Source organism: Amycolatopsis sp. M39, assembly GCF_001651785.1.
In the GTDB taxonomy this organism is placed as follows: domain Bacteria; phylum Actinomycetota; class Actinomycetes; order Mycobacteriales; family Pseudonocardiaceae; genus Amycolatopsis; species Amycolatopsis rubida.
Genome location: NZ_LWSF01000013.1, coordinates 136,640 through 162,472, shown reverse-complemented (window position 1 = coordinate 162,472; position 25,833 = coordinate 136,640). Strand labels below are relative to the sequence as shown.

At 69.0% G+C, this 25,833-nt stretch carries 22 protein-coding genes and 1 pseudogene; 7 read left to right on the top strand and 16 right to left on the bottom strand.

All coding sequences use genetic code 11. From position 1 onward, the window contains the following. Nucleotides 1–20: 20 nt before the first annotated feature. Nucleotides 21–959 carry a cytochrome c oxidase assembly protein gene (locus A4R44_RS26135; protein ID WP_095213599.1) on the bottom strand — a complete coding sequence of 313 codons (939 nt, stop codon included), beginning with the start codon at nt 957–959 and terminating at the stop codon, nt 21–23. 16 nt (nt 960–975) lie between these two features. Beyond that, nucleotides 976–1,923: an undecaprenyl-diphosphate phosphatase gene (locus A4R44_RS26130; protein ID WP_067586057.1), complete on the bottom strand. Its 948-nt coding sequence runs from the start codon at nt 1,921–1,923 to the stop codon at nt 976–978. Between the two features lie 235 nt (nt 1,924–2,158). Between A4R44_RS26130 and A4R44_RS26125 the strand changes: the two genes are divergently transcribed. Both A4R44_RS26125 and pip read left to right on the top strand, forming a co-directional pair. Continuing rightward, on the top strand, nt 2,159–3,133 hold the full coding sequence (locus A4R44_RS26125) for a right-handed parallel beta-helix repeat-containing protein (RefSeq protein ID WP_067586054.1): 975 nt from the start codon (nt 2,159–2,161) through the stop codon (nt 3,131–3,133). Between the two features lie 150 nt (nt 3,134–3,283). Next, nucleotides 3,284–4,222 carry a prolyl aminopeptidase gene (gene pip / locus A4R44_RS26120; protein ID WP_067586051.1) on the top strand — a complete coding sequence of 313 codons (939 nt, stop codon included), beginning with the start codon at nt 3,284–3,286 and terminating at the stop codon, nt 4,220–4,222. Nucleotides 4,223–4,270: 48 nt separating this feature from the next. Here pip and A4R44_RS26115 read toward each other — a convergent pair whose 3' ends face one another. The 5 genes from A4R44_RS26115 to A4R44_RS26095 all read right to left on the bottom strand — a co-directional run bounded on the left by A4R44_RS26115 (nt 4,271) and on the right by A4R44_RS26095 (nt 9,857). Continuing rightward, nucleotides 4,271–5,074 (bottom strand): ABC transporter permease, encoded by an 804-nt coding sequence (locus A4R44_RS26115; protein ID WP_202506820.1) that lies wholly within the window; start codon nt 5,072–5,074, stop codon nt 4,271–4,273. Between the two features lie 15 nt (nt 5,075–5,089). Beyond that, the gene (locus A4R44_RS26110; protein ID WP_067586046.1) at nt 5,090–5,971 is read right to left on the bottom strand and encodes an ABC transporter permease; all 882 of its coding nucleotides are present in this window, start codon (nt 5,969–5,971) and stop codon (nt 5,090–5,092) included. Nucleotides 5,972–6,097: 126 nt separating this feature from the next. After that, the gene (locus tag A4R44_RS26105) at nt 6,098–7,306 is read right to left on the bottom strand and encodes an ABC transporter substrate-binding protein (protein WP_067586043.1); all 1,209 of its coding nucleotides are present in this window, start codon (nt 7,304–7,306) and stop codon (nt 6,098–6,100) included. Nucleotides 7,307–7,332: 26 nt separating this feature from the next. Beyond that, the gene (locus tag A4R44_RS26100; RefSeq protein ID WP_067586041.1) at nt 7,333–8,409 is read right to left on the bottom strand and encodes an ABC transporter ATP-binding protein; all 1,077 of its coding nucleotides are present in this window, start codon (nt 8,407–8,409) and stop codon (nt 7,333–7,335) included. Between the two features lie 32 nt (nt 8,410–8,441). Beyond that, a complete protein-coding gene (locus tag A4R44_RS26095) occupies nt 8,442–9,857 on the bottom strand; it encodes a gamma-aminobutyraldehyde dehydrogenase (RefSeq protein WP_067586038.1) in 1,416 nt (471 codons plus the stop codon). A 113-nt stretch (nt 9,858–9,970) separates the two neighbouring features. Between A4R44_RS26095 and A4R44_RS26090 the strand changes: the two genes are divergently transcribed. Then, nucleotides 9,971–10,714 carry a FadR/GntR family transcriptional regulator gene (locus A4R44_RS26090; protein ID WP_037815737.1) on the top strand — a complete coding sequence of 248 codons (744 nt, stop codon included), beginning with the start codon at nt 9,971–9,973 and terminating at the stop codon, nt 10,712–10,714. 32 nt (nt 10,715–10,746) lie between these two features. Then, the gene (locus A4R44_RS26085; RefSeq protein WP_067586148.1) at nt 10,747–11,487 is read left to right on the top strand and encodes a cache domain-containing protein; all 741 of its coding nucleotides are present in this window, start codon (nt 10,747–10,749) and stop codon (nt 11,485–11,487) included. Here A4R44_RS26085 and A4R44_RS26080 read toward each other — a convergent pair. Beyond that, a complete protein-coding gene (locus tag A4R44_RS26080) occupies nt 11,477–12,895 on the bottom strand; it encodes a PucR family transcriptional regulator (RefSeq protein WP_067586035.1) in 1,419 nt (472 codons plus the stop codon). The two genes, A4R44_RS26085 and A4R44_RS26080, sit on opposite strands and share 11 nt — an antisense overlap. Nucleotides 12,896–13,049: 154 nt before the next feature. On the opposite strand from A4R44_RS26080, the gene gabT reads away from it, so the two are divergent. Continuing rightward, nucleotides 13,050–14,405, top strand: coding sequence for a 4-aminobutyrate--2-oxoglutarate transaminase (gabT, locus tag A4R44_RS26075; RefSeq protein WP_067586032.1), 1,356 nt, complete (start codon nt 13,050–13,052; stop codon nt 14,403–14,405). Next, on the top strand, nt 14,402–15,829 hold the full coding sequence (locus A4R44_RS26070; RefSeq protein WP_067586029.1) for an aldehyde dehydrogenase family protein: 1,428 nt from the start codon (nt 14,402–14,404) through the stop codon (nt 15,827–15,829). Before gabT ends, A4R44_RS26070 begins: the two co-directional genes overlap by 4 nt. On the opposite strand, the gene A4R44_RS26065 is transcribed toward A4R44_RS26070, so the two are convergent. Together A4R44_RS26065 and A4R44_RS26060 are read right to left on the bottom strand one after the other, a co-directional pair. Beyond that, complete coding sequence (locus A4R44_RS26065) at nt 15,810–16,574, bottom strand: helical backbone metal receptor (protein WP_067586026.1); 765 nt, start codon at nt 16,572–16,574, stop codon at nt 15,810–15,812. The two genes, A4R44_RS26070 and A4R44_RS26065, sit on opposite strands and share 20 nt — an antisense overlap. After that, on the bottom strand, nt 16,571–17,989 hold the full coding sequence (locus A4R44_RS26060) for an RNB domain-containing ribonuclease (protein WP_369805938.1): 1,419 nt from the start codon (nt 17,987–17,989) through the stop codon (nt 16,571–16,573). The genes A4R44_RS26065 and A4R44_RS26060 overlap by 4 nt, the downstream gene beginning before the upstream one ends. 113 nt (nt 17,990–18,102) lie before the next feature. Between A4R44_RS26060 and A4R44_RS26055 the strand changes: the two genes are divergently transcribed. After that, the gene (locus A4R44_RS26055) at nt 18,103–19,062 is read left to right on the top strand and encodes an ATP-binding protein (protein ID WP_067586020.1); all 960 of its coding nucleotides are present in this window, start codon (nt 18,103–18,105) and stop codon (nt 19,060–19,062) included. A gap of 1,069 nt (nt 19,063–20,131) precedes the next feature. On the opposite strand, the gene A4R44_RS26050 is transcribed toward A4R44_RS26055, so the two are convergent. The 6 genes and pseudogenes from A4R44_RS26050 to A4R44_RS50750 form a co-directional block, all read right to left on the bottom strand. Beyond that, complete coding sequence (locus A4R44_RS26050) at nt 20,132–20,965, bottom strand: hypothetical protein (RefSeq protein ID WP_067586018.1); 834 nt, start codon at nt 20,963–20,965, stop codon at nt 20,132–20,134. Between the two features lie 88 nt (nt 20,966–21,053). Beyond that, nucleotides 21,054–21,251 (bottom strand): hypothetical protein, encoded by a 198-nt coding sequence (locus A4R44_RS26045; RefSeq protein WP_067586015.1) that lies wholly within the window; start codon nt 21,249–21,251, stop codon nt 21,054–21,056. A gap of 24 nt (nt 21,252–21,275) precedes the next feature. Further along, entirely contained in the window at nt 21,276–23,171 is a 1,896-nt protein-coding gene (locus tag A4R44_RS50755) for a hypothetical protein (RefSeq protein WP_232791779.1), read from the bottom strand. Between the two features lie 121 nt (nt 23,172–23,292). Then, nucleotides 23,293–24,291 (bottom strand): C40 family peptidase, encoded by a 999-nt coding sequence (locus tag A4R44_RS26035; RefSeq protein ID WP_093576696.1) that lies wholly within the window; start codon nt 24,289–24,291, stop codon nt 23,293–23,295. Between the two features lie 2 nt (nt 24,292–24,293). After that, a complete protein-coding gene (locus A4R44_RS26030) occupies nt 24,294–24,893 on the bottom strand; it encodes a hypothetical protein (protein WP_067586013.1) in 600 nt (199 codons plus the stop codon). A gap of 3 nt (nt 24,894–24,896) precedes the next feature. After that, nucleotides 24,897–25,833, bottom strand: a pseudogene (locus tag A4R44_RS50750) (magnesium transporter); the annotation flags it as partial.

The window sequence follows — 25,833 nt, the reverse complement described above, 5'->3', positions numbered from 1 at the left end:
GTGAGAACCGTGATCAGCACTCACGAGCGGCGGAACCGTTCGGCGAGTTCCGGATCGTTCTCCCACCACAATCCCTTCGCCGGCGCCTCGCCTGCCGCTGCCTCCTCGTCCAATTTCCGGTCGAGCCGTTTCGCCCGTTTCTCGTCGTCGCGCGCCCACCTGATGAAGAGCGCGCCGACGAACGGCAGCCCGGCGACGTCTCCGCCGATCCACAGCACGCCCGCGCCGATGATCTGGTCCGTGCGCCGGTCCGGTCCCCAGTCTCGGTGCACCGCGTCGTAGTGCACGGGCGCCAGTAACGGGCCGAGCCACAGCACGAGGCCGAGCGCGCCGTCGAACACCACTTCGGTGAACGAGATCCACACCGATACCAGGTGCGAACCGTTGCGCGGCGTCGGATCGAGCTGCACACGGCTGTAGAAGTACAGGAAGCCAGCCAGCACGAGCGCTACACGCACGAGGCCACCGACGACCGCTGAGTCGAGCGAAAGCTCGTACAGCGGTGTCAGGTAGATGAGCAGGAACGGCACGATCAGCACCACGGTGACGCACAGCGGGAAGGTGATGAACTGCGCGAAGCGGCCACGGCCGTGCGTACGCAGCCACGTGGCGAGCCTGGGCGGCGCGGTGCGCATCAGCAGCGTCACGGGCGCGCCGAGCGCGAGTAGCAGCGGCGTGACCATCAGGAGCACGGTGTTCTGCGTGGCGCGGACCCAGAACAGTGTCGTGTCGTACACGCCGAGGAACGAGCACGTGACGAGGACAAGCGTGGCCAGCCCGGCCAGGAACGCCGTGGTGCGCCCTGCCGGCCACTCCTGACGGCGGGCCGCGGCGACGTATCCGACGCCGAGCGCGAGCGCGACGAGCACGGCCGGGACGTCGAAGGTCCAGGCCGTCAACAGCGTCGATCCGCTCAGCGGCGGCAGGTCAGGCACGATTTCGATGCGTTCAGTGTGCACCCGGCGAAATTGCGCCTTACGCCGCCCCTGACACCGCGAAGAAGATCAGACTGCCGATTCCGGCGACCGCGCAGTAGATGGCGAAGGGGGTCAAGGTGCGCGTTTCAAAGTATTTCGTCAGAAAACGGACAGAAATGTAGGACGCGAGGAACGCCACCACGCTGCCGGCCAGCGCCGGGCCGAGCGACGGCTTGTTCTCCGGCGTGAACAGCGACGGCATCTTCAGCGCGCCCGCGGCGAGGATCACCGGCGTCGCCAGCAGCCAGGCGAAGCGGGCGGCGTCCTCGTGGTCGAGCCCGCGGTGCAGCCCGGCCACCATGGTGATGCCGGAGCGGCTGATTCCGGGCAACAGAGCCAAAATCTGCGCCGAACCGATCAGCACGGCCTCTTTCACGCTCAGCTTCGACAGCCGGAGGTCGGTGGCCTCGTCGACGGTCACCGCGCGCATCACCATCGTCTCCTCGGCACTGAAGTCGATGGTCTCCTCCTCGCGCGCGAGCCCGGTCTTGGGCTTCCGGGAGAACTTCTCCGCGGCGTAGAGCACCCCGCCGTTGAGCGCGAGGAAGATCGCCGAGGGCACCGGTTTGCCGAGGACGTCGCGCAGCAGGCTTTCCAGCAGCAGCCCGGCGATCCCGACCGGGATCGTGGCGAGGATGAGCAGCCACGCGAGCCGCTGGTCGGCCGTGCGGACCTCACGATCGCGGACCGAGGTCCACAGGCCGGCGACGATGCGCACCCAGTCGCGCCGGAAGAAGAGGATCAGCGCGATCGCGGTGGCGACGTGCATCGCCACCAGCACCGCGAGATACGGCGAATCCTTCCCGATGCTCAGGTCGCGGCCCCAGCTTCCGCCGACGAGCGCGGGCAACAGGACGCTGTGCCCGAGACTGGACACCGGAAACAATTCCGACACGCCTTGCAAAGCGCCGACGACAATGGACTCAAGGTAGCTGACCGCGGACATTCACGAAGCCTTTCTCGCCGCAGTTCGGGCATTCCGCGGAAAAGCTACCGAGGACCGGGTTAACTCCGGGCAAGCCGGGCGGGAACACCTCGCAGGCGACACTTTCCGGCCATCCGTTGTTCATGACGTTCACATACATGAACATCAATCATGTACTTGACCAGTGTTCCCTCGATGTCTTAGCGTGAGCGCACGCCGCATCCGAAGTCATCGAGCCTCGACGAGGAGGGTTGGAATGCGCGTCCGCGACCGAGTTCTAGCGGCCACCACCGGAGCCGCAGCACTGCTCGCACTCGCCACACCCGCGGCGTCCGCCGGGACCGTCCCGGTGAAGAATTCCGCCGAGCTGAAGACCGCGCTGGCCTCGGCCAAGCCGGGCACCATGATCCAGCTGGCGGCGAACACCACCTACACCGGCAACTTCAAGGCCGCCGCCAGCGGCACCGCGAACGGGCGCATCACCCTCACCGGCCCGCGCAGCGCAGTCGTGCAGGCATCCGGCGGCCGCACCATCGAGCTGACCGGCAGCTACTGGACGCTGTCCGGATTCACCGTCACCGGCGGCCAGAAGGGCGTGATGGCGCTGGGCGTTAACCACACCCTGGTCGACGGGCTCAAGGTGACCGGCATCGGCAACGAGGGCATCCACTTCCAGCACGGCAGCAGCGACAACGTGGTGCAAAACTCCGAGATCTCCGACACCGGCAAGGAAAACGGCGGATTCGGCGAGGGCATCTACTTCGGTTCGGCCAAGAGCAACTGGCCGGACGGGAAGCCCGATCACAGCGACCGCAACAAGGCGATCGGCAACAAGATCGGGCCGGACGTGCGCGCGGAATCGATCGACGTCAAGGAAGGCACCACCGGCGGCGAACTGCGCGGCAACACCTTCGACGGCACCGGGCAGAGCGGCGAGAACTACGCCGACAGCTGGGTCGACGTGAAGGGCAACGGATACCTGGTCACCGGCAACAAGGGCAGCAAGGTCTTCGCGCACGACGCGACCTACGGCTCGTTCGAGGTCCACGTGCAGCTCGACGGCTGGGGCCAGGACAACACCTTCTCCGACAACACCGCGGACGTGCAGGCGCCCTCGGCCTACGGGTTCTACGTGGTCAAGGCGGCCACCGGGAACAAGGTCTGTGCCAGCAACAAGGTGACGAATGCCGGGAAGGGCTTCGCGAACGTAGCCGCGACACCAGGCTGCTGACCGCGATCACAGACGGGGGCCCGCTCAGCCCGGCGGCGGGGGCGGGCCCCCACCCACCCTCCTCGTCAGTGCTGGAGTATTGGAACCGGCACCAGCACTCACGACCCCCAGGTGGAGCGACGGCACCTGGCTTCGGGAAGAGTGTCCGGCATGGACGAGCTTTACCCGCCGACCGCGGTGCGCGCCGACGGAATGCTGGACGTCGGCGACGGCCACCGGATCTACTGCCAGGAAGCCGGGAACCCGCAGGGAAAACCGGTGGTGGTGCTGCACGGCGGGCCGGGAAGCGGCACCGCCCCGATGACCCGGCGGCATTTCGACCCCGAGGCATACCGGATCATTCTGTTCGATCAGCGCGGCGCCGGCCGCAGTACACCCAACGCGGGCGACGACCTGTCGGCGAACACGTTGTGGCACTTGGTCTCCGACATGGAGCTGCTGCGCGAACGGCTGAACATCGAGCGCTGGCAGCTGTTCGGCGGATCGTGGGGCTCGACGCTCGCGCTGGCATATGCCGAAACCCATCCTTCGCGGGTGTCCGAGATGGTGTTGCGCGGGGTTTTCACCGTGCGGCAGCGGGAACTGGACTGGCTCTATCGCGGCGGAGCGGCGAATCTCTTCCCCGCGGAGTGGGACGCTTTCCTGGAGCCGCTGGGCAACCCGGACGATCCGCTAGCCGGGTACGCCGAACTGCTCCACTCCTCTGACCCGGCGGTACGCGAACGGGCCGCGATCGCTTGGAGCGTCTGGGAAGGCGCGACGGTGGCTTTGCTGCCGCGACAGTCCTTTGTGAACCAATACGCGAACCCGCAGTTCGCGCTGACGTTCGCTCGCCTCGCGGTGCACTACTTCCGGAACAACGCGTGGCTGGAAGAGGGACAGCTGATCCGGGACGCGGAGAAGCTCGCCGGGATCCCGGGCGTGCTGGTGCAGGGGCGTTACGACGCGGTGTGCCCGCCGATCACGGCGTACCAGCTGCATCGGGCTTGGCCCGATTCAACGTTGAAGCTCACCGAGTCCGCGGGGCACGCCGTCACCGATCCGGGCATCCTCGCCGCTCTCCGCGAGGCCACCGACAGCTTCCGTTAAAAGCCGTGAGGGGAACCCTCAGGGTTCCCCTCACGGACTTGTGCGGAGCTAGATCCGGCCGCCGCTGGAGCTGTCGCCTCCGGAAAGCCGCTGCGCCAGGTAAACCGGCACCGTCGAGACGATGATCAGCACCGCCGCGACCACGTTGACCACCGGGGCCTGGTTCGGCCGGAACAGGTTGTTGTAGATCCAGATCGGCAGCGTTTCCATGCCGGTGCCGAGGGTGAACGTCGTCACGATGATCTCGTCGAACGACAGCGCGAAGGCGAGCAATCCGCCTGCCAGCAAAGCGGAGCGCAGCATCGGGAAGGTCACCAGGCGGAACGTCGTCATGCCGTCCGCGCCGAGATCCATGGACGCTTCTTCGAGATTCCCGCCCATCCGGCGCAACCGGGCGACCACGTTGTTGAACACCACCACGATGCAGAACGTGGCGTGCGCGATGATCGCCGTCATCAGCCCGAGGTCGAGGCCGAAGATCGTCCGGAACGCGTTGTTCAGCGCGATGCCGGTGACGATGCCGGGAAGCGCGATCGGCAGGATCACCAGCAGCGACAACGAGTTCCGCCCGAAGAACCGGTACTTCTGCAACGCGAACGCGGCCATCGTGCCGAGCACCAAAGCGATCGCGGTCGCCGAAAGCCCGGCGATGACGCTGGTCCACAAGGCGTGCAGGGCACCCTCGTTGGTGATCGCCCGGCCCCACCATTCCAGGGTGAAGCTCTTGGGCGGCCAGCCGAACGTGGTGTCCGCGTTCACCGAGTTCAGCAGGACCACCAGCAGCGGGAAATAGATCACCGCGAATCCGGCGCCGAGCGCGGTCCACAACAGCACCCGGGCGGGTTTCGACATCCGCACGGCGGTCTCCTAGAGGTTGTCCAGCGCACCGGTGCGACGCACCGCGGCCAGGTAGACGAGCATGATCACGACCGGAACCGTCGCGACGGTCGCGGCGAACGGCAGATTGTTGGCCGCGCCGATGTTGTCGTACACGACGTTGCCGAGCATCTGCGAGGTGCCGCCGACGATCTTCACCGCGATGTAGTCGCCGAGCGACAGCGAGAAGGTGAAGATCGATCCCGCGACGATCGCCGGGAAGGTCAGCGGCAGGATCACCGAACGGAACGTGCGGAACGATTTCGCGCCGAGGTCGCCGGAAGCGTCCACCAGGGACGTCGGAAGCTTTTCCAGGCCCGCGTAGATCGGCAGGATCATGTACGGCAGCCAGAGGTAGGACAGCGTGATCACGGTCGCCGCGACGCCGTATCCCGGGCCGGACAGGCCGAGCGGGTCCAGCAGCCAGTTCAGCACTCCGTTGCCGGACAACAGGGTCCGCCACGCGTAGGCCTTCACCAGGTAGCTCGCCCACAACGGCGTCATCACCATGATCACCAGCAGCCGCTGCGCCCGCGGCGACGCGAGTTTGGCCATGGCGAACGCCATCGGGAACGCGATCACCGCGTCGATCACGGTCACCAGCAGCGCGATGCCGACGGTGCGGAACGTGATCGTGCGATAAACAGAATCACTGAAAAGAGTGACAAAGTTGTCGAAGGACCAGTCGGTGACCACCTTGCCGGTGAAGACGTCGGTGGACCAGAAGGCCGTGATGAAGAGGGCGGCGAGCGCGCCGAGGTAGGCCAGGCCGAGCCAGAGCATCGGCGCGGTAAGGAGAAGTCCGAGGCGCAGCTTGGGTTTGCGGTGGAAGAAAGCCGAGATGCGGTGGCTCGGCGGGCTCACGGCGGTCATGTCTTAGCGCTTTCGGGTGTGGAGGGGAGAAAAGCCGAGGGCTGCGGGAACATTGGGGAGGGCCCGCAGCCCCCGGCGGACTCGCGGACGCCGGCGCGGTGGGTACCGGCATCCGCGAGAGCCAGTTCAGCCCTTGATCTCGGTCCAGGCCCGGGTCCAGTCGCCGTAGTCCTTGCACTTGACGTCCGTGCGGCCGTCGAGGCACTGCGGGATCGGCGTGGTCCAGTACTGGATCTTGGCGGCGTACGCGGCGTCGTTGGCGTGGTAGGTGTCGCACAGCGACTTGTCCTTGAACTCCGCACAGGCCTTGGAGTTCGCCGGGGCCTCACCGAAGTACTCGGCGACCTGAGCGTTCACCTTCGGGCTCGTGATGTAGTCCATCCACTTGTACGCGCACGTCTTGTGCTGCGACTTCGCGGACACCATCCAGGTGTCCGACCAGCCGGTCGCACCCTCGCTCGGCACCGTGGCCGCGATCGGCGCGCCCTCGCTCTTCGCGAGGTTCACCGTCACCTGCCAGGCCGTGCCGATCACGCCGTCGCCGCTCTTGAGCGACTGCGTTTCCTTGAGGTAGTCCGACCAGTACTCCTCGACCAGCGGGCGCTGCTTCTTGAGCAGGTCCGTGGCCGCCTTGAACTGCTTGTCGTCCAGCGCGTACGGGTTCTTGATGCCCAGGTCCGGCTGGTGCGCCATCAGGTACAGCGCGGCGTCGGCGATGTAGATCGGCGAGTCGTAGGCGATGACCTTGCCCTTGAACTGCGACTTCTCGTCGAACATCGGCGACCACGACTTCGGCTCCGGCTGCACCTTGTCGGTGCGGTAGGCCAGCACGTTCGCGCCCCAGCCGTGCGGGATGCCGTAGGCGACGTTGTTGACGCTGTTCCACGACTTGTTCTTGAGGAACGGGTAAATGTCGTTGTAGTTCGGGACAAGCGCGGTGTTGACCGGCTCGACGTCGCCCGAGGCGACCAGCCGCAGCGAGGCGTCGCCGGAGGCGGAAACCACGTCGTACTGCCCGGTCTTCATCAGCGTCACGGCCTCGTCGGAGGTGCCGAACGGCTTGACGTTGACCTTGCATCCGGTCTGCTGCTCGAACGGCGTGACCCAGTTGACCTTCGAGTCGTTCGAGCCGTTTTCCGCGTAACCGGGCCACGCGAGCACGTTCAGCTGGCCTTCCGGCTGACCGAGCTGCGTCAGCGCGTTCAGCTTCGGCGGCGTGAAGCCCTGTGCGCCTGGCGCCGACCCCGCTTTGGAGTCAGAGCCCGAGGTGCCGCAGGCAGCGAGCAGGAGGCTCACGCCGCACAGCCCTGCGAGCAGCGTCTTCCTGTTCTTCATAGCGAGAGAAACCTTCCCGTGAGGAACTAGCCGGCTTCGGGGACCCGGAAACTGTGTTCGCGGCGCCAGCGCAGGCGGACGCGACCGTCGGCGAACTCGGTCGGCTCGCTGGTGTTCTGGCGGACAACGGACAACTGGCCCCCGGCATCGAGCGCGACAGCGTAGCGCACCGTCGAACCGGCATAAACGACATCCGTGACCGAACCGGTCGCCGAAGTCTCTCCGGGACCGGCCGGCGACGCAAGGTCTCCGTCGATGCGGATCTTCTCCGGCCGGATGCTGTACACGCCCGGCCTGCCGATCACCGCCTCCGCGCTGCGCCCGCTGAGCAGGTTCGAGGTGCCGACAAACCCTGCCACGAAGGCACTAGCCGGGCGTTCGTAGACCTCCACCGGAGTACCGACCTGTTCGATGCGGCCCGCGTTGAACACGGCGATCCGGTCGCTCATGGTGAGCGCTTCGTCCTGATCGTGGGTGACGAAGACGAAGGTAATGCCGACCTCGCGCTGGATCTGCTTGAGCTCGACCTGCATGGTCTGGCGCAGCTTCAGGTCAAGTGCGCCAAGAGGTTCATCCAAAAGCAACACTTTCGGGTGATTTACGAGAGCGCGAGCGAGCGCGACGCGCTGCCGCTGTCCCCCGGACATCTGCGTCGGCTTGCGGTCGCCGAAATCCTCCAGCCGCACCGTGCGCAGCGCTTCCTTCGCGCGGTCCCGGCGTTCGGTTTTCCCGACCCGCTTGACTTTCAGGCCGTACTCCACGTTCTGCTGCACCGTCATGTGCGGAAAGAGCGCGTAGTCCTGGAAAACCGTGTTCACGTCGCGGTCGAACGGAGCCAGCTGGCTCACGTCCTTGCCTTCGAGTTCGATCGTGCCCGCGGTGGGCAGTTCGAACCCGGCGATCATCCGCAGCACCGTGGTCTTGCCGGAACCGGACGGGCCGAGCATCGAGAAGAACTCGCCGGGCGGGATGTCGAGGTCGACCCCGTCCACGGCGCGCACCTTGTCGAAGTGCTTTTCCAGTCCGGTGAGCCGGATCGCCGGCTGTCCGGTCTGCGGACGCTTTCCCGGCGGCCGGGTCTCGGCGGGGGCTTGATGGGGCATGACAGGCCTTCCGATGAATCTGGTCACGACGGCTACAGCGCACTCATCACGTGCTTGACGCGGGTGTAGTCCTCGAGGCCGTACAGCGAGAGGTCCTTGCCGTAGCCGGACCGCTTGAACCCGCCGTGCGGCATCTCGGCCACGAGCGGAATGTGCGTGTTGATCCACACGCATCCGAAGTCGAGTTTCGCCGAGAACTTCATGGCTCGCTGGTGGTCCCTGGTCCACACCGAGGAGGCGAGGCCGTAGGGAACCCCGTTGGCGTGCTTGAGCGCTTCGTCGTCCTCAGTGAACCGCTGGACCGTGATGACCGGGCCGAAGACCTCGTTCTGGATGATCTCGTCGTCCTGCCGGAGACCGGAAACCACGGTGGCCTCGTAGAAATAGCCCTCGTCGCCGGCCCGCCGTCCTCCACAGTGGACAGTCGCGTGCTCCGGGAGCCGGTCGATGAAGCCGGAGACCTTTTCCAGCTGTGCGGCGTTGTTGAGCGGCCCGAACGCGGCGTCGGAGTCCGTGCCGGTCTTGTTCGCCTCGGCCTGCCGGGTGAGCGCGTTGACGAAAGTGTCGTGCACGTCGTCGTGCACCAGCACGCGAGTGGCGGCCGTGCAGTCCTGGCCCGCGTTGAAATAGCCAGCCGCGGCGATGGCTTCGGCGGCCGCTTCGAGATCGGCGTCCGGGAACACGATCACCGGGGCCTTGCCGCCCAGTTCGAGGTGCACGCGCTTGACGTCGTGCGCCGCCGAACCGGCGACCTCGACGCCCGCTCGCACCGAGCCGGTGATCGACACCATCGCCGGGATGTCGTGCTCTACCAACGCCCGTCCGGTGTCGCGGTCGCCGCAGATCACGTTGAACACGCCCGCGGGCAGGTGCTCGCCGCAGATCTCGGCGAGCAGCAGCGTGGAGGCGGGTGTGGTGTCGGACGGCTTGAGCACGATGGTGTTGCCCGCGGCGAGCGCCGGCGCGATCTTCCAGATCGCCATCATCAGCGGGTAGTTCCACGGCGTCACCTGCGCGCAGACGCCGACCGGCTCGCGGCGGACGAACGACGTGTGGCCTTCCATGTACTCGCCGGCCGAGCGGCCTTCGAGCACGCGCGCGGCACCGGCGAAGAAGCGCACCTGGTCGATGACCGCGGGCAACTCCTCCTCCATGGTCAGAGCGAACGGCTTGCCGGTGTCCCGCGCTTCGACGCGGATGATCTCCTCGCCGCGCGCCTCAAGCGCGTCAGCGATCTTCAGCAGTGCGAGCTGCCGCTGCGCCGGGGTGGTCTCGCGCCAGCTTTCGAACGCTTCCGCGGCGACCTTCAGTGCGCGGTCCACGTCCTCGGCGCCGGCCACCGGCGCGGTGCAGTACGCACGTCCAGTAACCGGGTCGACGATTTCCGCGACCTTTCCGGACAGCGAGTCGACGTAGGTCCCGCCGACGTAGTGCTTCAACTCCTGCACGCGTGCGCCTCCTGACTCTCCGTGGCAGGATGAAACATATAACTCCATATTTCAAATGACAAGGCCCTGGGGCAGGATTGGCTCCAACGGATGCCGAGACGGGTGGACCAACGATGCGCAAGGAGATGTCGAACAGCGCACGACTGGCGATGTTCGCCCCGCTGGAACAGGTGGGGCGCGCGGAAGCAGTCGCGGCGAGGCTGTTCGACGCCATCACGCTCGGTCTCCTCGACGACGCAGAGCAGTTGCCGAGCGAGGCCGAACTCGCCGCGCAGTTCCGCGTCTCCACGGTCACCGTGCGCGAGGCGCTCGCGGTGCTGCGGCAGCAGGGTCTCGTCGAAACGCGGCGCGGGCGCGGCGGCGGCAGTTTCGTGCGCACCCCGGACTGGCCCGCGCAGAGTTCCTGGGCCGAACGCCTGCGATTGGTCTCAATGGCTGAACTTCGCGACTTCGGCGACCACTACCTCGCCGTCGCGGGCTCGGCCGCGAAACTCGCCGCGGAACGCAGCACTCCCGAAGATCTCGAACGGCTGCGGCTCACCGCGGAAGACCTCCTCGGCGCGAGCGGCCCCGACGCGACCCGCGCGGAACGGCACTTCCACCTCGAAGTCGCCGCCGCCGCGCAGTCCCCGCGGCTCACCAACCAGGAAGTTCAGCTGCAGAGCGAACACGGCGTATTGCTCTGGGCGCCCCTCGGCGACAAGGAAACCTGCCGCGGGTCTTACGCTGAGCACCAGGCGATCGTCTCGGCGATCGCCTCGGCCGACGGCGATCGGGCGCGCGCCCTGACCGAAGAGCACCTCCTCGGCGCGCTTGATCGGCTCGCAGATCTGCACCTGACCCTCGAAACGCCGTAAGCTCCGATGACCCGCATCACGAGGTGAGCATCGTGACCGACACCCACACGCTGACCGGCGAAGAGGTAGTGACCCAGGTTTCCGCCCTCGTCGAGGAGATTTTCGCGCGCCTGAAGCCGGTTCTGGCCGCCGCCGAGACGCTGCTCGCCGAGTCCGCCGACCCGTCCGCCGAGGCGCTGCACACGATCCGGCCGCAGGTCGTCGAGGCGCTCGGCGGCCTCGTGGTCGGCGCGGGCTTCGTGACCGCGCCGAATGTCCTTGCCGATCAGGAGCTCGGCTTCGAATGGTGGACCTCCTGCCGCACCGACGACGGTTCGCCGGAACAGCTGTTCATCAGCCTCGACCCGGAGAGCCCCAATTTCCTTGACTACACGCGGCAATCCTGGTTCACCGTCCCGCGCGACAGCGGGCGGCGGCATGTCAATGGGCCATACGTGGACTATCTCTGCACCGACGAGTACACGCTGACCTTCACCGTTCCTGTTACCCGCGGTGAGGAATTCGCCGGAGTCGTTGGTGCGGACGTGTATGTGCGCGAGTTCGAGCGCACGGTGAGTCGCCGGCTGCGCGCGCTCGGCCGGACCGCCGCGTTGCTCAACGCGCAGGGGCGGGTGATCGTGTCGAACAGCGTGCGGAAGGCGACCGGGTCGCTGGTGCGCGAGATCGACGTGCCTGCCTGGTGGGCGTCCGGCGCGGAACCGTATACCGCGCCGGGCGGGATGACGTTGCGGCGGTGCGGGGATTCGCCGATCACGCTGCTGGTCACGACCTGATCTGGAGAGCGAACCACAGTTCCGCGCGGACGCCTGGTGCGCCGAGGTCCCGGCCCAGCAGTTCGGCGGCCTTGGTGACCCGGTTGCGCAAGGTGTGCCGGTGTACGCCGAGCTTCGTCGCGGCGAGGTCCCAATGGCCGTGGTGTTCGAGCCAGCAACGCAGCGACAGCTCCAGGTCGCCGCGGCCGGTCCGGTCGAATTCCCTTACCGGAGCGAGCAGCTGGCCGGAAAAAGCTTGCGCGGCTTGATGATCGACCAGGCCGAGCAATCCGGCCCCGGCGTGGTCGGCATAGCGCAGCAACGGCACGCGCTGGGTCCGTGCCGCCTCGGCCGCTTCTTCCGCTTGCCTTAACGCCGCCGGGAACTCCCCCGTTGACAGTCCACTGTGGAACTCTCCAGTTTCCGCGACAATCGCGCCCACCTCGCCGTTCTCCGCCAGGACGATCAGCTTGTCCCCGCGATGCGCGGGGAACACTTGCCCGGCAAGGGTTTCCAGCCGTTCGTACAGCGTGTTCCGGGCAGCCTTGCTCCCTTTTACCGCCAGCACCGTCCACGGTTCCCGCGGAAGATCCGATACCACCTCGCGGGCCAGCTTGTCGTGTCCGGCGGCGAGCAGCTCCAGCACGCCGGTATGCAGCTGGGAAAGCGAACGTCGCTGCGCGCGATCCTGTTCCAGAGCAAGGGAAAGCAGCGAAACCGCGGTGTTGACGATGTGCCGTCCGGCGCTGTCCAGCGGTTCTGCGGTACCGACCGCCAGCGCGCCCCGCGTGTGCAGAGTCTGGATCACGACCTCGTCGTCGCCACGAGACACCACACGCGTGCCCGCGCGAAGACTGGTGACGTCCAGTTCGACACTGCGCGCTTTGGCCGACGACGCCTCGCGCACACGTCCGGCGGAGTCGTACAACACGACCCAGCCGTCGATAAGCCGCGCGAGCCGACGCACCACTCCCCCGGCACCGCTGCTCCCGACCGCGGTGCGGGTCAGCTCCTGTTGAGCCCGGCCGATCCGCACCGTCGCGGCGTACTCGTCAGCCGCGACCGACCGGGAGACCGCGCGTGTGATCGCGATGAACGGCGTCTTCCGCGGCACCTCCAGCACCGGCAATCCGACTTCGTCGGCGACCGCCACCAACGCATCCGGCACCTTCGCGTGGCTCAGCCCAACACCGAAGCCGAGGCCGGCGACATCCGCGTCGACCAGCCTCCGGATGTACGCCGCGTACGTGGCGCTGTAGAGCGTCAGACCGGTCGTGAGCAGCAGTTCCCCTCCTTCGAGGAAGCTCTGCGGGTCGGTCAGCTCGGTGGGGTGCACCCAGCCGATCGGGCGGTCCAGCCCGGCCTCGCCCGCGACCACGCGCAGGCCGAGCGCGGGTTCGGCGGCCAGCGCGCGCAGGGTGAGTGCCATAACGGCCAAGTATAGCTGCCAAGTTAGACAGAATGGCCAGCTGACGGCGGGCGGCGCAGGCCCCATCCTGAGGGCGACCCACCTGAAAGCTCGTGAGTGCCTACGCCGGTTCCAACCGGGATCAGCACTCACGACCCGCGACGCAGGAGCGCCCGTGACCACCAGCACCGCCGCCGAGCCGCAGGCTCCGGCACCCCGGCAGCGCAGGCTGCAGACCGAGATCCCCGGGCCCGTCTCCCGCGCGCTGCAAGAACGCCGCGCGAACGCGGTCGCCGCCGGGGTCGCGTCGACGCTGCCCGCCTACATCACCTCCGCCAGCGGCGGCCTGCTCACCGACGCCGACGGCAACGTGCTGATCGACTTCGGTTCCGGGATCGCGGTGACGAGCGTCGGGCATTCCGCGCCCGAGGTGGTCGACCGGGTGCGCGAGCAGGCGGCGCTGTTCACCCACACCTGTTTCATGGTGACCCCGTACGAGGGTTACCTGGAGGTGTGCGAGGCACTGGCCGAACTGACGCCGGGCGACCACGCGAAGAAGTCGGTGCTGTTCAACTCCGGCGCGGAAGCGGTCGAGAACGCGGTGAAGATCGCCCGCACCGCGACCGGCCGCCAAGCTGTCGTCGTGTTCGACCACGCCTACCACGGCCGCACCAACCTGACCATGGGCATGACTGCGAAATCGGTGCCCTACAAGCACGGTTTCGGCCCGTTCGCGCCCGAGGTGTACCGCGTGCCGGGCTCGTACCCGTATCGCGACGGGCTGGCCGGTCCGGAGGCCGCGCGGCAGGCGATCGACCGGATCGAGAAGCAGATCGGCGGCGACCAGGTCGCGGCCGTCGTGCTCGAACCGATCCAGGGCGAGGGCGGGTTCATCGAGCCCGCACCCGGCTTCCTGCCCGCGATTTCCACGTGGTGCCAGGCGAATGGCGTCGTGTTCGTCGCCGACGAGGTGCAGACCGGCTTCTGCCGCACCGGAAACTGGTTCGCCTCGCAGCACGAGGACGTCATCCCTGACCTGGTGTGCACGGCCAAGGGCATCGCGGGCGGTCTGCCGCTCGCCGCGGTGACCGGTCGCGCGGACCTGCTCGACGCGGTCGGCCCGGGCGGGCTCGGCGGCACCTACGGCGGCAACCCGATCGCGTGCGCCGCGGCACTGGGCGCGATCGAGACCATGCGGGGTGACGGCCTGACCGGTTCCGCGAAGCGCATCGAGGAACTGGTGCTGCCGCGGCTTCGGGCGCTGGCCTCGGAAACCGGCGTGATCGGCGACATCCGCGGGCGCGGCGCGATGCTGGCGGCCGAGTTCGTCAAGCCGGGCACGAACGAGCCCGACGCCGATCTCACCAAGCGCATCGCCGCGACCTGTCACGCACAGGGCGTCGTGGTGCTGACCTGCGGCACGTACGGCAACGTCGTCCGGCTGCTTCCCCCGCTGTCCCTGTCCAACGAGTTGCTCGACGAAGGCCTCGCCGTTCTCGAGTACGCGATCGCCACGGAGGCCCGCAAGTGACTTTTCCGTTCTGGGTGGCCGGAAAGCCGGTAACCAGCAGCGAAACGACCATCGTTCGGCATTCGTTCGACGGTTCCGAAGCCGGTTCGCACTACGTGCCCGGACCGTCCGAAGTGGAGGCTTCGGTCCAGGCCGCCGCCGACGTCGCCGACGAGTTCGCGACGCTGCCCGCGCACGTCCGGGCAAGCGCGCTCGACCACATCTCGCGGCGGCTTTCCGAGCGGGCGGAGGAGATCGCGCAGCTGATCACCGCCGAATCGGGCAAGCCGCTGAAGTGGTCGCGCGGCGAGATCGGCCGCGCGGTGTCGACGTTCCGCTGGGCGTCCGAGGAGGCCCGCCGGTTCTCCGGCGAACTGCAGCGCCTCGACACCGACCCGGGCGGCACCGGACGGCTCGCGCTCGTCCGGCGCGTGCCGCGCGGTCCGGTGCTGGGCATCACGCCGTTCAACTTCCCGCTGAACCTGGTGGCGCACAAGGTCGCCCCGGCGATCGCGGTCGGCGCGCCGATCGTGCTCAAGCCCGCCCCGGCGACGCCGCTGACCGCGCTGCTGCTCGGCGAAATCCTCGCCGAGACCGATCTTCCGGCGGGCAGCTGGTCGATCCTGCCGCTGGGCAACGAGGCCACCGCCGAACTGGTCAAGGACCCGCGGCTGCCGGTCGTGTCGTTCACCGGCTCGGTGCCGGTCGGCTGGACGATCCGCGACACCGTGCCGCGCAAGCATGTCGCGCTGGAACTCGGCGGCAACGGCGCGGTGCTTGTCTGTCCGGATTGGACCGACCTGGACTTCGCCGCGCAGCGGATCGCGACGTTCGCCATGTACCAGGCCGGACAGTCGTGCATTTCGGTGCAGCGAGTGTACGCGCACACCGACGTCTACGACGAGCTGCAGCAGAAGGTGCTGGAGCAGGTCGCCGCGCTGCGCACCGGAAACCCGCGCGAGGACGGCGTCGACGTGGGTCCGCTGGTCAACGAGGCGGCCGCGTCGCGGGTCGAAACCTGGGTCACCGACGCGGTTGTCGCCGGTGCCAAGCTGCTGGCCGGCGGCGGCCGTTCGGGTGCGACGGTGGAGCCGACCGTGCTCTCCGAAGTTCCCGAGGACGTTTCGGTGATGGCGGACGAGGTGTTCGGTCCCGTGGTCTCACTGGTCCGCGTGTCCTCTGTGGACGACGGGGTCGAGCGGATCAACGCGTCCCGCTTCGGTTTGCAGACCGGCGTCTTCACCCGCGACCTGCCGACCGCGTTCGACGTTTCGGCACGGCTCAAGGTGGGCGGCGTGCTCGTCGGCGACGTACCGAGCTTCCGCGCCGACCAGATGCCTTACGGCGGCGTGAAGGACTCCGGTGTCGGCCGGGAAGGCCCGGCCGCGGCGATGGCGGACTTCACCGAGGAGCGCGTGACTGTCCTTACCGGACTGACTCTCTGAGCGCCGCGTAGGCGTCGACGAGAGACGGTCCGTACCACGTGAGGTAGCGCCCGGAGAGCAGTACCGGGCGCATCTCCGGGAAGAAGCCGGGGCCGTCGTCCTGGGTGAATTCGTACGGCTCGTCGGGCAGTACGACCAGGTCGGCCCCGGTCTTCTGGAGTTCTTCCAGCGAAGGCCGGGGATACCGCTCGGAGTGTCCTGAGTAGACATTCTCGACCCCGACGCGGCGCAGCACGTCTCCGGCGAAGGTGTCGCGGCCCAGGACGATCCACGGCTTGCGCCACACCGGAATCACCGCGCGGTGGCGCACCGGTGCCACTTCGCGCCACAGTTCGTCCGCGGTGTCGAGCCATTCCGGTTCGTCGATGCCGTACACCTGGCCGAAAATCCGCCGCAACGACCCGAGCGCGGCGGGCACGGACTCCGCCGCGGCCATCACGAACACCGGAATCCCGTTGGCACGCAGGGTTTCCACGTCGTCGGGCCGGTTCTCCTCGGAGTTCGCCAGCACCAGGTCCGGTTCGAGCGCCAGCACCCGGTCGAGCTTCGGATATTTCGACCCGCCGACCCGTTCCACGTCCAGATCGGCCGGATGCGTACAGTAATCCGTCGCCCCGACCAGCCGCCCGGGCGCGCTCACCTCGACCGCTTCGGTCAGCGACGGCACCAGCGACACCACCCGCCGCGGCGAGCCCTCGATCGGCACCGGCTCGCCGAGATCATCGACCAGTTCCGCGTTCCTCATACTCGTTCGAACGACACCTTCCGCTGCTCGACGTCCACTTCGGTCAGCCGCACCGCGATCCGCTCGCCCTCCGGGAACTTCTCGCCGGAGCACTTCGCCATCACCGGCGGGTTCTCGACCAGGATCTCCGCCCGCGCCTCGTCCGCGCGCAGCACCACCGCGGTGAACTCATGACCGACATGCTCTGCGAGTACCCACGCCTCGACCTGATCTATGCACGCGCGCTCGACCCGCGCGGCCAGACTGTCCGAAGCGGACATCTGTGCCGGCACCTCGGACAACGCCTCACGCACCCAATCCGGCACTTCGCGGCCAGCCGTCACCGCCAGGCACACCTCGGTGCCGAATCGGTCGACCAGCCGCCGAATCGGCGCCGTGACGTGCGCGTACGCCCCGCCGATCCCGGCGTGCGTAGTGACCGCGGGCAATTCCCCGGCGAAGGCCGTGTAACCCGCACCCCGCAACAGTCGCGTGGTATCCGCGTACAACGCCATCGACGCGGGCTGCCCAGGGTCCAAAGTAGACAGAAACTCGGACACCGTCAGCTCGACCGGCCAGGCCAGCCCGGTCGCCGCCGCGGACCGGCGCAGCCATTCCACCGCGTCCGGCTCCGGCGACGGCAGCGTTCGCAGCACCCCGATCCCGGCGTCGATCATGATCCGCGCCGCGGCCATCCCGGTCAGCAACGAGATTTCGGCATTCCACGCGTCGACGACCGTCCGCGGGCGGCGGGCGAGAATCCAGCCGCCGTCGATGTCGCCGCTGATTTCCTGCTCGGGCAACTGCAACTCGACCGCGCCGCGCTGCACCGCGAGGCTGCGCCGCAACTGGCCGAGCTCCGGCAGCGCCGCCACCGAGGGATGCGGCCGTCCCGCGTCCAGCGACGACTGGACCCCTTCGTAGTCGAGCTGCTCAGTCGAGCGCACCAGCGCCCGCCGGACCCGGGTGGCGACGATTTCTCCGGCGTCGTCGACGTCGATCGTCCACAACACCGCGGGCCGGATTTCCCCGGGCAGCAGGCTGGCCGCGCCTTCGGACAGCACCGGCGGATGCAGCGGGACGTTGCCGTCCGGGAGATACAGCGTCTGCCCCCGCCGCCGCGCCTCGTGGTCAAGCGCCCCGCCCGGCGGGACGAACGCCGCCAGGTCCGCGATCGCGTACTGCACCCGGAACCCGCTGCCGCTGCGCTCGATCACCATCGCCTGGTCGAGATCCTTGGACCCGGGCGGATCGATCGTGACGAACGGCAGGTCGGTGGCGTCCTCGCGACCGCCCGCCGACGCGAGCGGATCGAGCACCGCCGTTTCGGCCTCCGCGAGCACCGCGGACCCGAACGACTCCGGCAGCGCGAACTCCGCCCGGAGACGACCGAAGTCCCCTCCCGACGCTGGCGTCCTCAGCACGAGTGGCGGCACGGTCCAACACTATCCCGCCGAACCGCCGGTGATCGCCCGTTCGGGCGCGGGCCGGTCGGGTGTAGCCTGCCTGGCATTGATAATCGTCTTCATTTTCAGAAGGGGCCGGATCGGTGAAGATCGCGTTCGTCGGCAAGGGCGGCAGCGGGAAAACCACGCTCTCGTCGCTGTTCGTCTCTTATGTGGCCGCTGCGGGCAAACCGGTGCTGGCGATCGACGCCGACATCAACCAGCACCTGGCGGTGGCCCTAGGCGCGACCGAGGAACAAGCGCTCGCGTGGCCGACCCTCGACGACAACATGCCGCTGATCAAGGAATACCTGCGCGGCGACAACCCGCGGATCCCGTCAGCCGACGCGATGATCAAAACGACCCCGCCCGGCCGCGGCTCGCGGCTCGTGCGGCCGTTTGAGGACAACCCGATCTTCGACACCTGCTTCCGCCCGCTCGGCGACGTCCGGCTGGGCGTCACCGGCCAGTTCGACGAGGACGACCTCGGCGTGGCCTGCTACCACTCGAAGGTCGGCGCGGCGGAACTGCTGCTGAACCACCTGGTCGACGGCACGGACGAGTACGTCGTGATGGACATGACCGCCGGTGCCGACGCGTTCGCCTCGGGCCTGTTCACGCGCTTCGACGTGACGTTCCTGGTGTGCGAACCGACCCTGCGCAGCGTCGGCGTTTACCGTCAGTACGCGGATCACGCCCGGGATTTCGGAGTTCACCTGGTAGCGGTCGGAAACAAGGTCACCGACGGCGACGACGTCGACTTTCTGACCGAGCAGCTGGGTTCGGCACTGCTGGGCTGGATGACGACGTCCGGCCACGTCCGAGCCGCCGAACGCGGCACGACCCGGCCGATCGGCGAACTGGAACCGCGCAACCTGGCGACACTGGCCGCGATGCGGGACCTGGTGGACACGACGCCACGAGACTGGGCGCGGTACCAGCGGCAGGGCGTGGAGTTCCACCTGCGGAACGCGCGGGCGTGGGGCAACGGGCGCACGGGGGCGGATCTGGAGGAGCAGGTGGATCCGGAATTCGTACTGGATCCGGCCTTGGTGGCGGGATAACCGGAAACCTCGCCGAATTGGCCGCCTGAGGCGGAGACGCGCCGACGTAATGGCGGCCATGGACTGGGGACCATGGCTGTCTCGGTGGAGCGCGGAGCGGGTCCAAAGCTCAAAGCCCGCCGACCTCGACCCACAGGTGCTGCGCGCTCGATGGCTCGGCTTCGCCCCGGCGAGCGCGGCGGCGGTCGCGGCGGCTGGGCCTGCCGCTGCCGCCGTCCTACCGGGATTTCCTGCTGACGACAGACGGCTGGCGCGACGCCGGATCGTTCGTCTGGCGCATGCGGGACACCGCCACTCGCGGCTGGCTGCGGGACCTCGAACCGCACTGGGAGCAGTGAAAAGACCTCTCCGGAGACGAGGAACCGGCCGAGACCAGCAAATTCAGCCGAGGACTGCTGATCTCGCGCGAGGCCGACGCCGGGATTCTGTTCCTCGATCCTGGCGACGTCGACGAGTCCGGCGAGTGGGCGGCTTACAGCTTGTTCTCCTGGAGAGCTGAGCCGCCCACCCGGTTCGTGTCGTTCGCCGAGCTGAGGGAAAGCCGGTACGCCGAATTTCACCGGAGGTGTCGGCCGGGAGGCGAAACTCGCGACTCGTGGGACGCCAAGGGCGAGCAGGCCAGGCTCGACGCGCTCGCCGGCGAAGTCGACGCCGTCGCGGCGGTTCTCGATGAGGCCGGGGAATTCGGCCGCGATTCTGCTCGCCCAGCTCTACCCGCTTCTCGGCCGGGAGTATCAAGCCAGCCAGTCGCTCAGCGGCCTGCTGCCGGATGCGCCCGAAGGCTTTCTCGCCGATCCGCTGTTCACCGAGGAATTCCTGCCGTGGTTGCTCGCCGAGCACGCCAGCTCGGCGACGAACTACCGCCGCTCGGTACTGCGGACGGCGATGATCCGCGAACGGCCGGAGATCCAGCTCGCCATCGGCGAGGGCCAAGCCCGCGGCCGAACTTCGGCGACCCAGCGTTCGATCGGCTGGTCAGGAAGGTCCTGGACGACCATGCGGGCGACCCGGACGCCTTGTGGCGGGCCGTGCTGGCGGCAATGGAGCGCTGGCGGCCGCGAAGCGCTGATCACGTCGCGCCGGTCGTGTTGCTCGCCGACCCGGTGCTGGCCACGACGCTCACCCCCGAGCGCGGCCGCGCACTGCCGACACAGCCCCGAGGTGACCGATGAGACCCGTCCCGACCCGGGAAGACGTCGCGATGGAACGCATCCTGCGCGCCTGCGGCAGCCCCCACGACTTCCCCGACTTCGCCCTGGAAGCGACCGAAACCCGGACCGACGCCTCCGGCGGAACCGTCTGCTTCAGGCGGGTCGCCTGCCGAACCTGCGGGACCGTCTCGGTAACCCAATGGCAAGGCCCCTTGCCCGAAGGCCCCGGCCAGATCGCGGTCGTCAGCACATACGAGCGACCAGAGCCGGGAGACGTGCCCGGCCTCGCCGATCGCGCCCGCCAGGTGACCGACGCCGAACTCGCCGAATTCCTTGCCAAGAACGGCTTCCCGGACGGCGTCCCCGAGGGCTTCGCCCTCTACCGGCTCGCCACCGCGCAGACCGAACGCCTCGATTTTGTCCTGCACGTCCGGGCAGGCCAGTTCATGCTCCTCGACCGAGGCCGTCCGCTCGGCGACGTCCTGCCGGTACCGCCGTCGGCCGAGTCCGCGGACCTGATCGACGCGGTCCCCGGCGCGGCGCTGTTCTGGCCCCCGATCCACGACGGCGAGCTTGCCTTGACCCTGCTGCTCTGCCCCGCGGACCCGGGCCCCGACCGGTCCTATCCCCGGATCGCTGAGCTGAGCTGCCGCTTTCACTCCGGAAACGTCGTCGTGCGGGAGCTGGCCGGACGGGAACGGGAACTGCCGCCGCTGCCCGCCGGGCACGGCGACTACCGGATCCGCTTCCACGCCGCGGATCCCGGCTGCCTGCTGCAGCTGTGGGGGCAGCCCCGCAGCAAGCCGCGGCTCCGCCCCCTCGCCAGACCGGCCCGGTTCGTCAGTCGCCGTCCCAGGAACGGTCGGCGGCGTCGGCTTGCCGGGTGCGTTCGCGGGCGATGTCGAGCGCGCGGCGGGCCGTGGCCTCGTCCGGGTACGGGCCGAGGAGGTCGACCCCTCGGCTGCGTTCCAGGTGCTCGACTTCGTGGGTGCGGGTGTTGTAGTACCAGCCCTGGTCCGGGCTCGGGTCGTCAGACATGGGTTCAGCCTGACACCTGCCCGCTCACTTGCGCCAGCGGAACGGAACCTCCGTCGGATGCCCGGTGGGCCCGAAGTCGGCCGGTCCGTCGTCCTCGTGGTCGGGGTGCTCGTCGAACCAGCCGCGCGGGTCCCCGACCGGAATGCCGCGGGGCGGGGTCGCCGTGTCGTCCGCCGGGGAGGGAGCGCCGTAATCCGGCACCGGCGGCACCGCTGATTCCTTGCCCGGAAAGACCGGCCGATCATCCCGATACGTCCGCGACGGCGGCAGCCCGGACGGACCGGTCTCCTGCCCGGGGAAGACCGGCAACGGCCGCCCGTCCGGCCCGGTCTCGGCCGGCCGACGGCGACCGCTGGGCTGCGGCAACTGGAACGGTGCACCCGCCGCGGGAGGTGCTGGCGGCGGCTGGGCCGGGGAATTCGTGGACGGGGGTGGTTGCGGTGCGACAGGGGCGGGCGGACTCGCCGACTCCGCACCGGGCACGACAGGGGCCGCCGGCGGCTGCTGCGGAACCGGTTGCGGCGCGGCAGGGGCAGACGGACTCGCCGACTCCGCACCGGGCACGGAAGGAGCAGGCTGCTGCGGAACCGGTTGCGCCACACCAGGTGCAGGCGGTTTTACCGGCTCCGCATTGGGCACCGGCGAAGTGACCGGTTGTGGCGTCGCTGGCTGAACCGGGGGTTGCGGCACGGGCGAGGTCTGCGCCGCAGGCATCGGCCGGGTCGCCGGTACGGGCTGCGCGGGGGGCGAACCCGGGCCATGCTGCTGCGCCCCGGACTGCGGAACCTGACTCTGCTGGACCGCCGGGTTCTGGCCATGCCATCCGGACGGCGGGGCTGCCTCATGCCGGCCGTGCGGCGGAGCCACCGGATTTCCCTGCTGCGGCAACGGTTCCGCCGGGCGTGCGGGTTGACGCGGCTCATGCACGTACGGCTTCGGCTGCCACGCCTGCCTCGCCTGCAACTGCGGATCGACCGGTGCTGGGGCCGTACCGCCAGCGGGGGCTTGCCGGGGAGCGCTGGGCTGCCCGGGTGGCGGCACCGCCGCCGTCACGTTGACATCGGGCGCGGCAGAGTCCGGAATGGCCGGTGCTGGCTCGTCCGCCGCGGGCTGAGGGGCGGTCTCGACCGAGTCCGCGGTGGCTGACGCCTCGGCAGCCAGGTCCGGGCCGGGCTGGGGGGTCTCATCCGCGGAGATCGAAGCCGGTTCCGGAACCTGGTCAGCCGCCGGGGGCGAAATCGGCTCTTCTGGCGGCGAAGGCACCGCGGGCGGAGCCTGGGTCGAGCTGGTCTGGCCATGAGCTGCCACGGCTTCTGAAGGGCGTGCCGCGCCCTCGGTTTCCGGAGGAGCCGAGGACCGCCACACCGGTGCCGGTCCGATGTTCATCGGCACCGCCGCGGCCAACGGCCCCACCGGCGGCGCCTCCCCCGAAGGCGCCGGGCCGGCCGCAGCCGGCCGCGGGATCGGGTCGAGGCAGGACACCAGCACCGTCGTCCGGTCCGGGTCCTTGACCTTGCGGCCGCTCCGTTCCCGGTAGACCATCTCCCCCTCGGCGTCCATCTCCACCAGGTAACCCGCCTCCGCGAGCTGCTCCTCGTCGAGATCCACCAGGCGCTCGTAGCGGGACGGGACCACCCGGTACACCGGCCACGACAACCGGGCGTGCTCGGCGTGGAACTGGGCCAGCAAAGCCGCCATCTGCTGTTGCCACGGGAGCGACATGGCCTCGGCCAGGGAGCGCGGCAGGACGACGTACCCGCCGTCGACGCCGGGCATTCCCTGGTTCAGCAGGTCCGCCAGCGGGGTGCTGGACGCGGGGTGCGCGGACTGGCGCGGCGGCTGCGGTGCGCCGAACAGCGCCGCCGGGTCCTGGGGCTCGCTCTGGCCGGTCTTGCCTCGCTTGCCGAATTTCCGTGCCACGTGTGCCATCCTCTGCCAGCGCGCGGCCACGTGCTCGTGGACAGGCCGCGACTTCGGGGTGAATCCGGACCCGCGGTACTGGGCGCCCGCGGGTCAAGAGCCGGTGCCTCCCGCACCCATGCTAGACGCCGGGGCGCACCGCCTGCGGCACGACTTCGTGCTCGTCGAACGAGAACGGGCGCACGTGCACCGGCACGCCGGTCTGCTGGGCCTCGACGATCTTGCCGTCTCCCAGGTACATCGCGACGTGGTGGATGGTCGTCGGGTCGGCCGGGTCGGTGGCGAGGAAAATCAGGTCGCCGGGCTGTGCTTCGCGCACCGGCAGCATCGCGCCTGCCTTGTACTGGTCCTTCGACACGCGCGGCAGGATCACGCCCGCCGACTCGTAGGCGCGCAGCATCAGGCCGGAACAGTCATACGAATCCGGGCCGGTCGCGCCCCAGATGTAGGGCTTGCCCTGCTCGCCGAGCGCGAACTTGATCGCCTGCGCCGCGGCCTGGCTCGGCGGCAGCGCGGCTCCCATGCCCTGCCCGCAGCCGGCCACGTCGGCGATCTGGCCCAGGTTCTGCACCAGCGAGGCCGCCATGGCCTCCCACCGGTGGTAACGGTCCGGGAAGCCGGACCGCTCGACCCGCTGCGCGGCGTCGCCGGGGCGCAGGTTTTCCCAGTCCGGGACGCCGAGCAGGACGTCGAAGAATTTGTTGATCGCGTAGTTCGGATCGGTGACCTGGGCCGGGCTGCCCCAGTTCATCGACGGGCGCATCTGGAAGATGCCGAGCGAGTCGCGGTCGCCGTAGCTCACGTTGTGCAGCCGCGATTCGGTCATCCCGGCCTGGATCGCGACCTGCCACGCGCGCGGCGCGAGGCTGCGCTGCTTGCCGATCGAAATGATCAGCGAAACCGTGTTGCGCGACTCCTGGTCGAGCTCGGCGGCATCCGCCCCGCCCTGCTCCGGCTGCCCGGGCTGGGTGGGGCCGATCGCGGCGTCGCACGAGGTCAGCGCGATCCCGCCGGCCGCCGCCTGCTGCTGGTCGGTCACCGCCTTCTGCACGACGTTGGTGGTGAGCACCGTGGCGAAAACGGCGGCGATCACCACCGAGACGAGAATGGCCAGCTTCACGGTCAGCTCGCCTGGTCATAGTCCGACACTCGCCACCCCGCGCTGGTGAGGACCACGGTGATGCTGAGTTTCGGACCGTCGGTGGGGACCACGACCTTGACCGAACTGGAGTAGGACTGCGTGACTGTCGGATCGCCGGTGACCTTGGTCGCCGGGATGTTCGCGGGATCCACAGTGGACATGACGGGGAGGTACTCGTCGGTGGTGAGCCCGCGCATCCCGTTGAGCCAGTTGGCGTTCGAGATTCCCGCCGGATGGCGCACCCAGGCCGTCGCCCACTGCTTCGCGACGTTCAGCGCCTCCGGGCTCGGTGCCGCCGACGTCGGGGTGACCAGCGGTTGCGACAACCGGGTCGGCAGCGTTTCCGTGCTCGGCACCGGGGCCGCGACGCCGGTGTGCGGCCCGGCCGAAGAGTTCGGCGGAGTCGCTCCCGGATGCGCGGACGCCGGTTTGCCCAGGATCTTGGGCAGGCCGACGCCCAGCGCGGTGATCACCACGGCGAGGAACACCAGCGTGCCCACGAGATGCCGGGGCGAGCGGAGCGGGAACCCCCACAGGCGGCGGTAGACCGCGGTCCGGCCGCGGTTGGTGCGGATCGGCATCGGTCACCGCCCCATGGCCTGGTCGGTGTCGCGGACCTCGATGCCGCGCGACGGGCGGTACAGCACGAATACCGGTTTCCCGGCCACGACCTCGGGATCCACCCGGCGCGGCTGGGCCCGGATGCCTTGCGTCGGCACGGTGAACCCCGGCTGGTCCGGGGCCGGAGCCGAGTACCCGCGGTCCGGCGCGCTCATCCGCGACGGGACGACCACCGGTTCCGGCTCGTCGCTCCACCGCCGGTCGGCCACCGGCGACGTGTCGACCTGGCGGCTTTCCTTGACCGGCCACCGCGCGCCGGCCATCACGTAGTCGCCGGGCGCACCGGCGACCGGGTGGTACTGGCCGAACACCGGCGCACCGCCCCCGCCGCCCGCGGGCAGCGCACCCGCGGCGGACTGCGCGGGACCGACCGCGCCCGGCCACGGCGCACCGGACCAGGCCGCGGCGGGCCGAGCCGCCCGAGAACCGTTGTCGAGCCGCTGCGAGCTGGCGAAAACCGCCGCCTCGGGCCGGTACCGACCGCCGCCGACGGTCGCGCCGATCGGTCCGCGCTGATCGCCGTCCACGACGTCGTCGGTGTCGCGGACGTTCTGCCAGAACTGGTCCTGCGGCGTCGGGTCGTTCTTCCGGCGGAACCGGGAGAACAGCCCGCCGCCGGGCGAGGGCACCGCGCCGCCGACCATGCTGACCGACATCTCGACCATCTGCCACAGCCGCCGCACCGGGCGGCCGACGAGGAACAGCAGCACCGTGATGAGCCCGGCGAGGACCATCTTGGTGAGCAGGTTGAGCCCGTCGCCCGCGGCGAAGATCGCCTGCAGCAGCAGCGCGTGCACACCGGCCAGCACCGACAGCACGACCAGGTTGAACGCGATGCCGCCGGCGACCTTGAGCACGCGGCGCAGGATCTCCGGGTTCAGCAGCGCGACCAGCCCGATC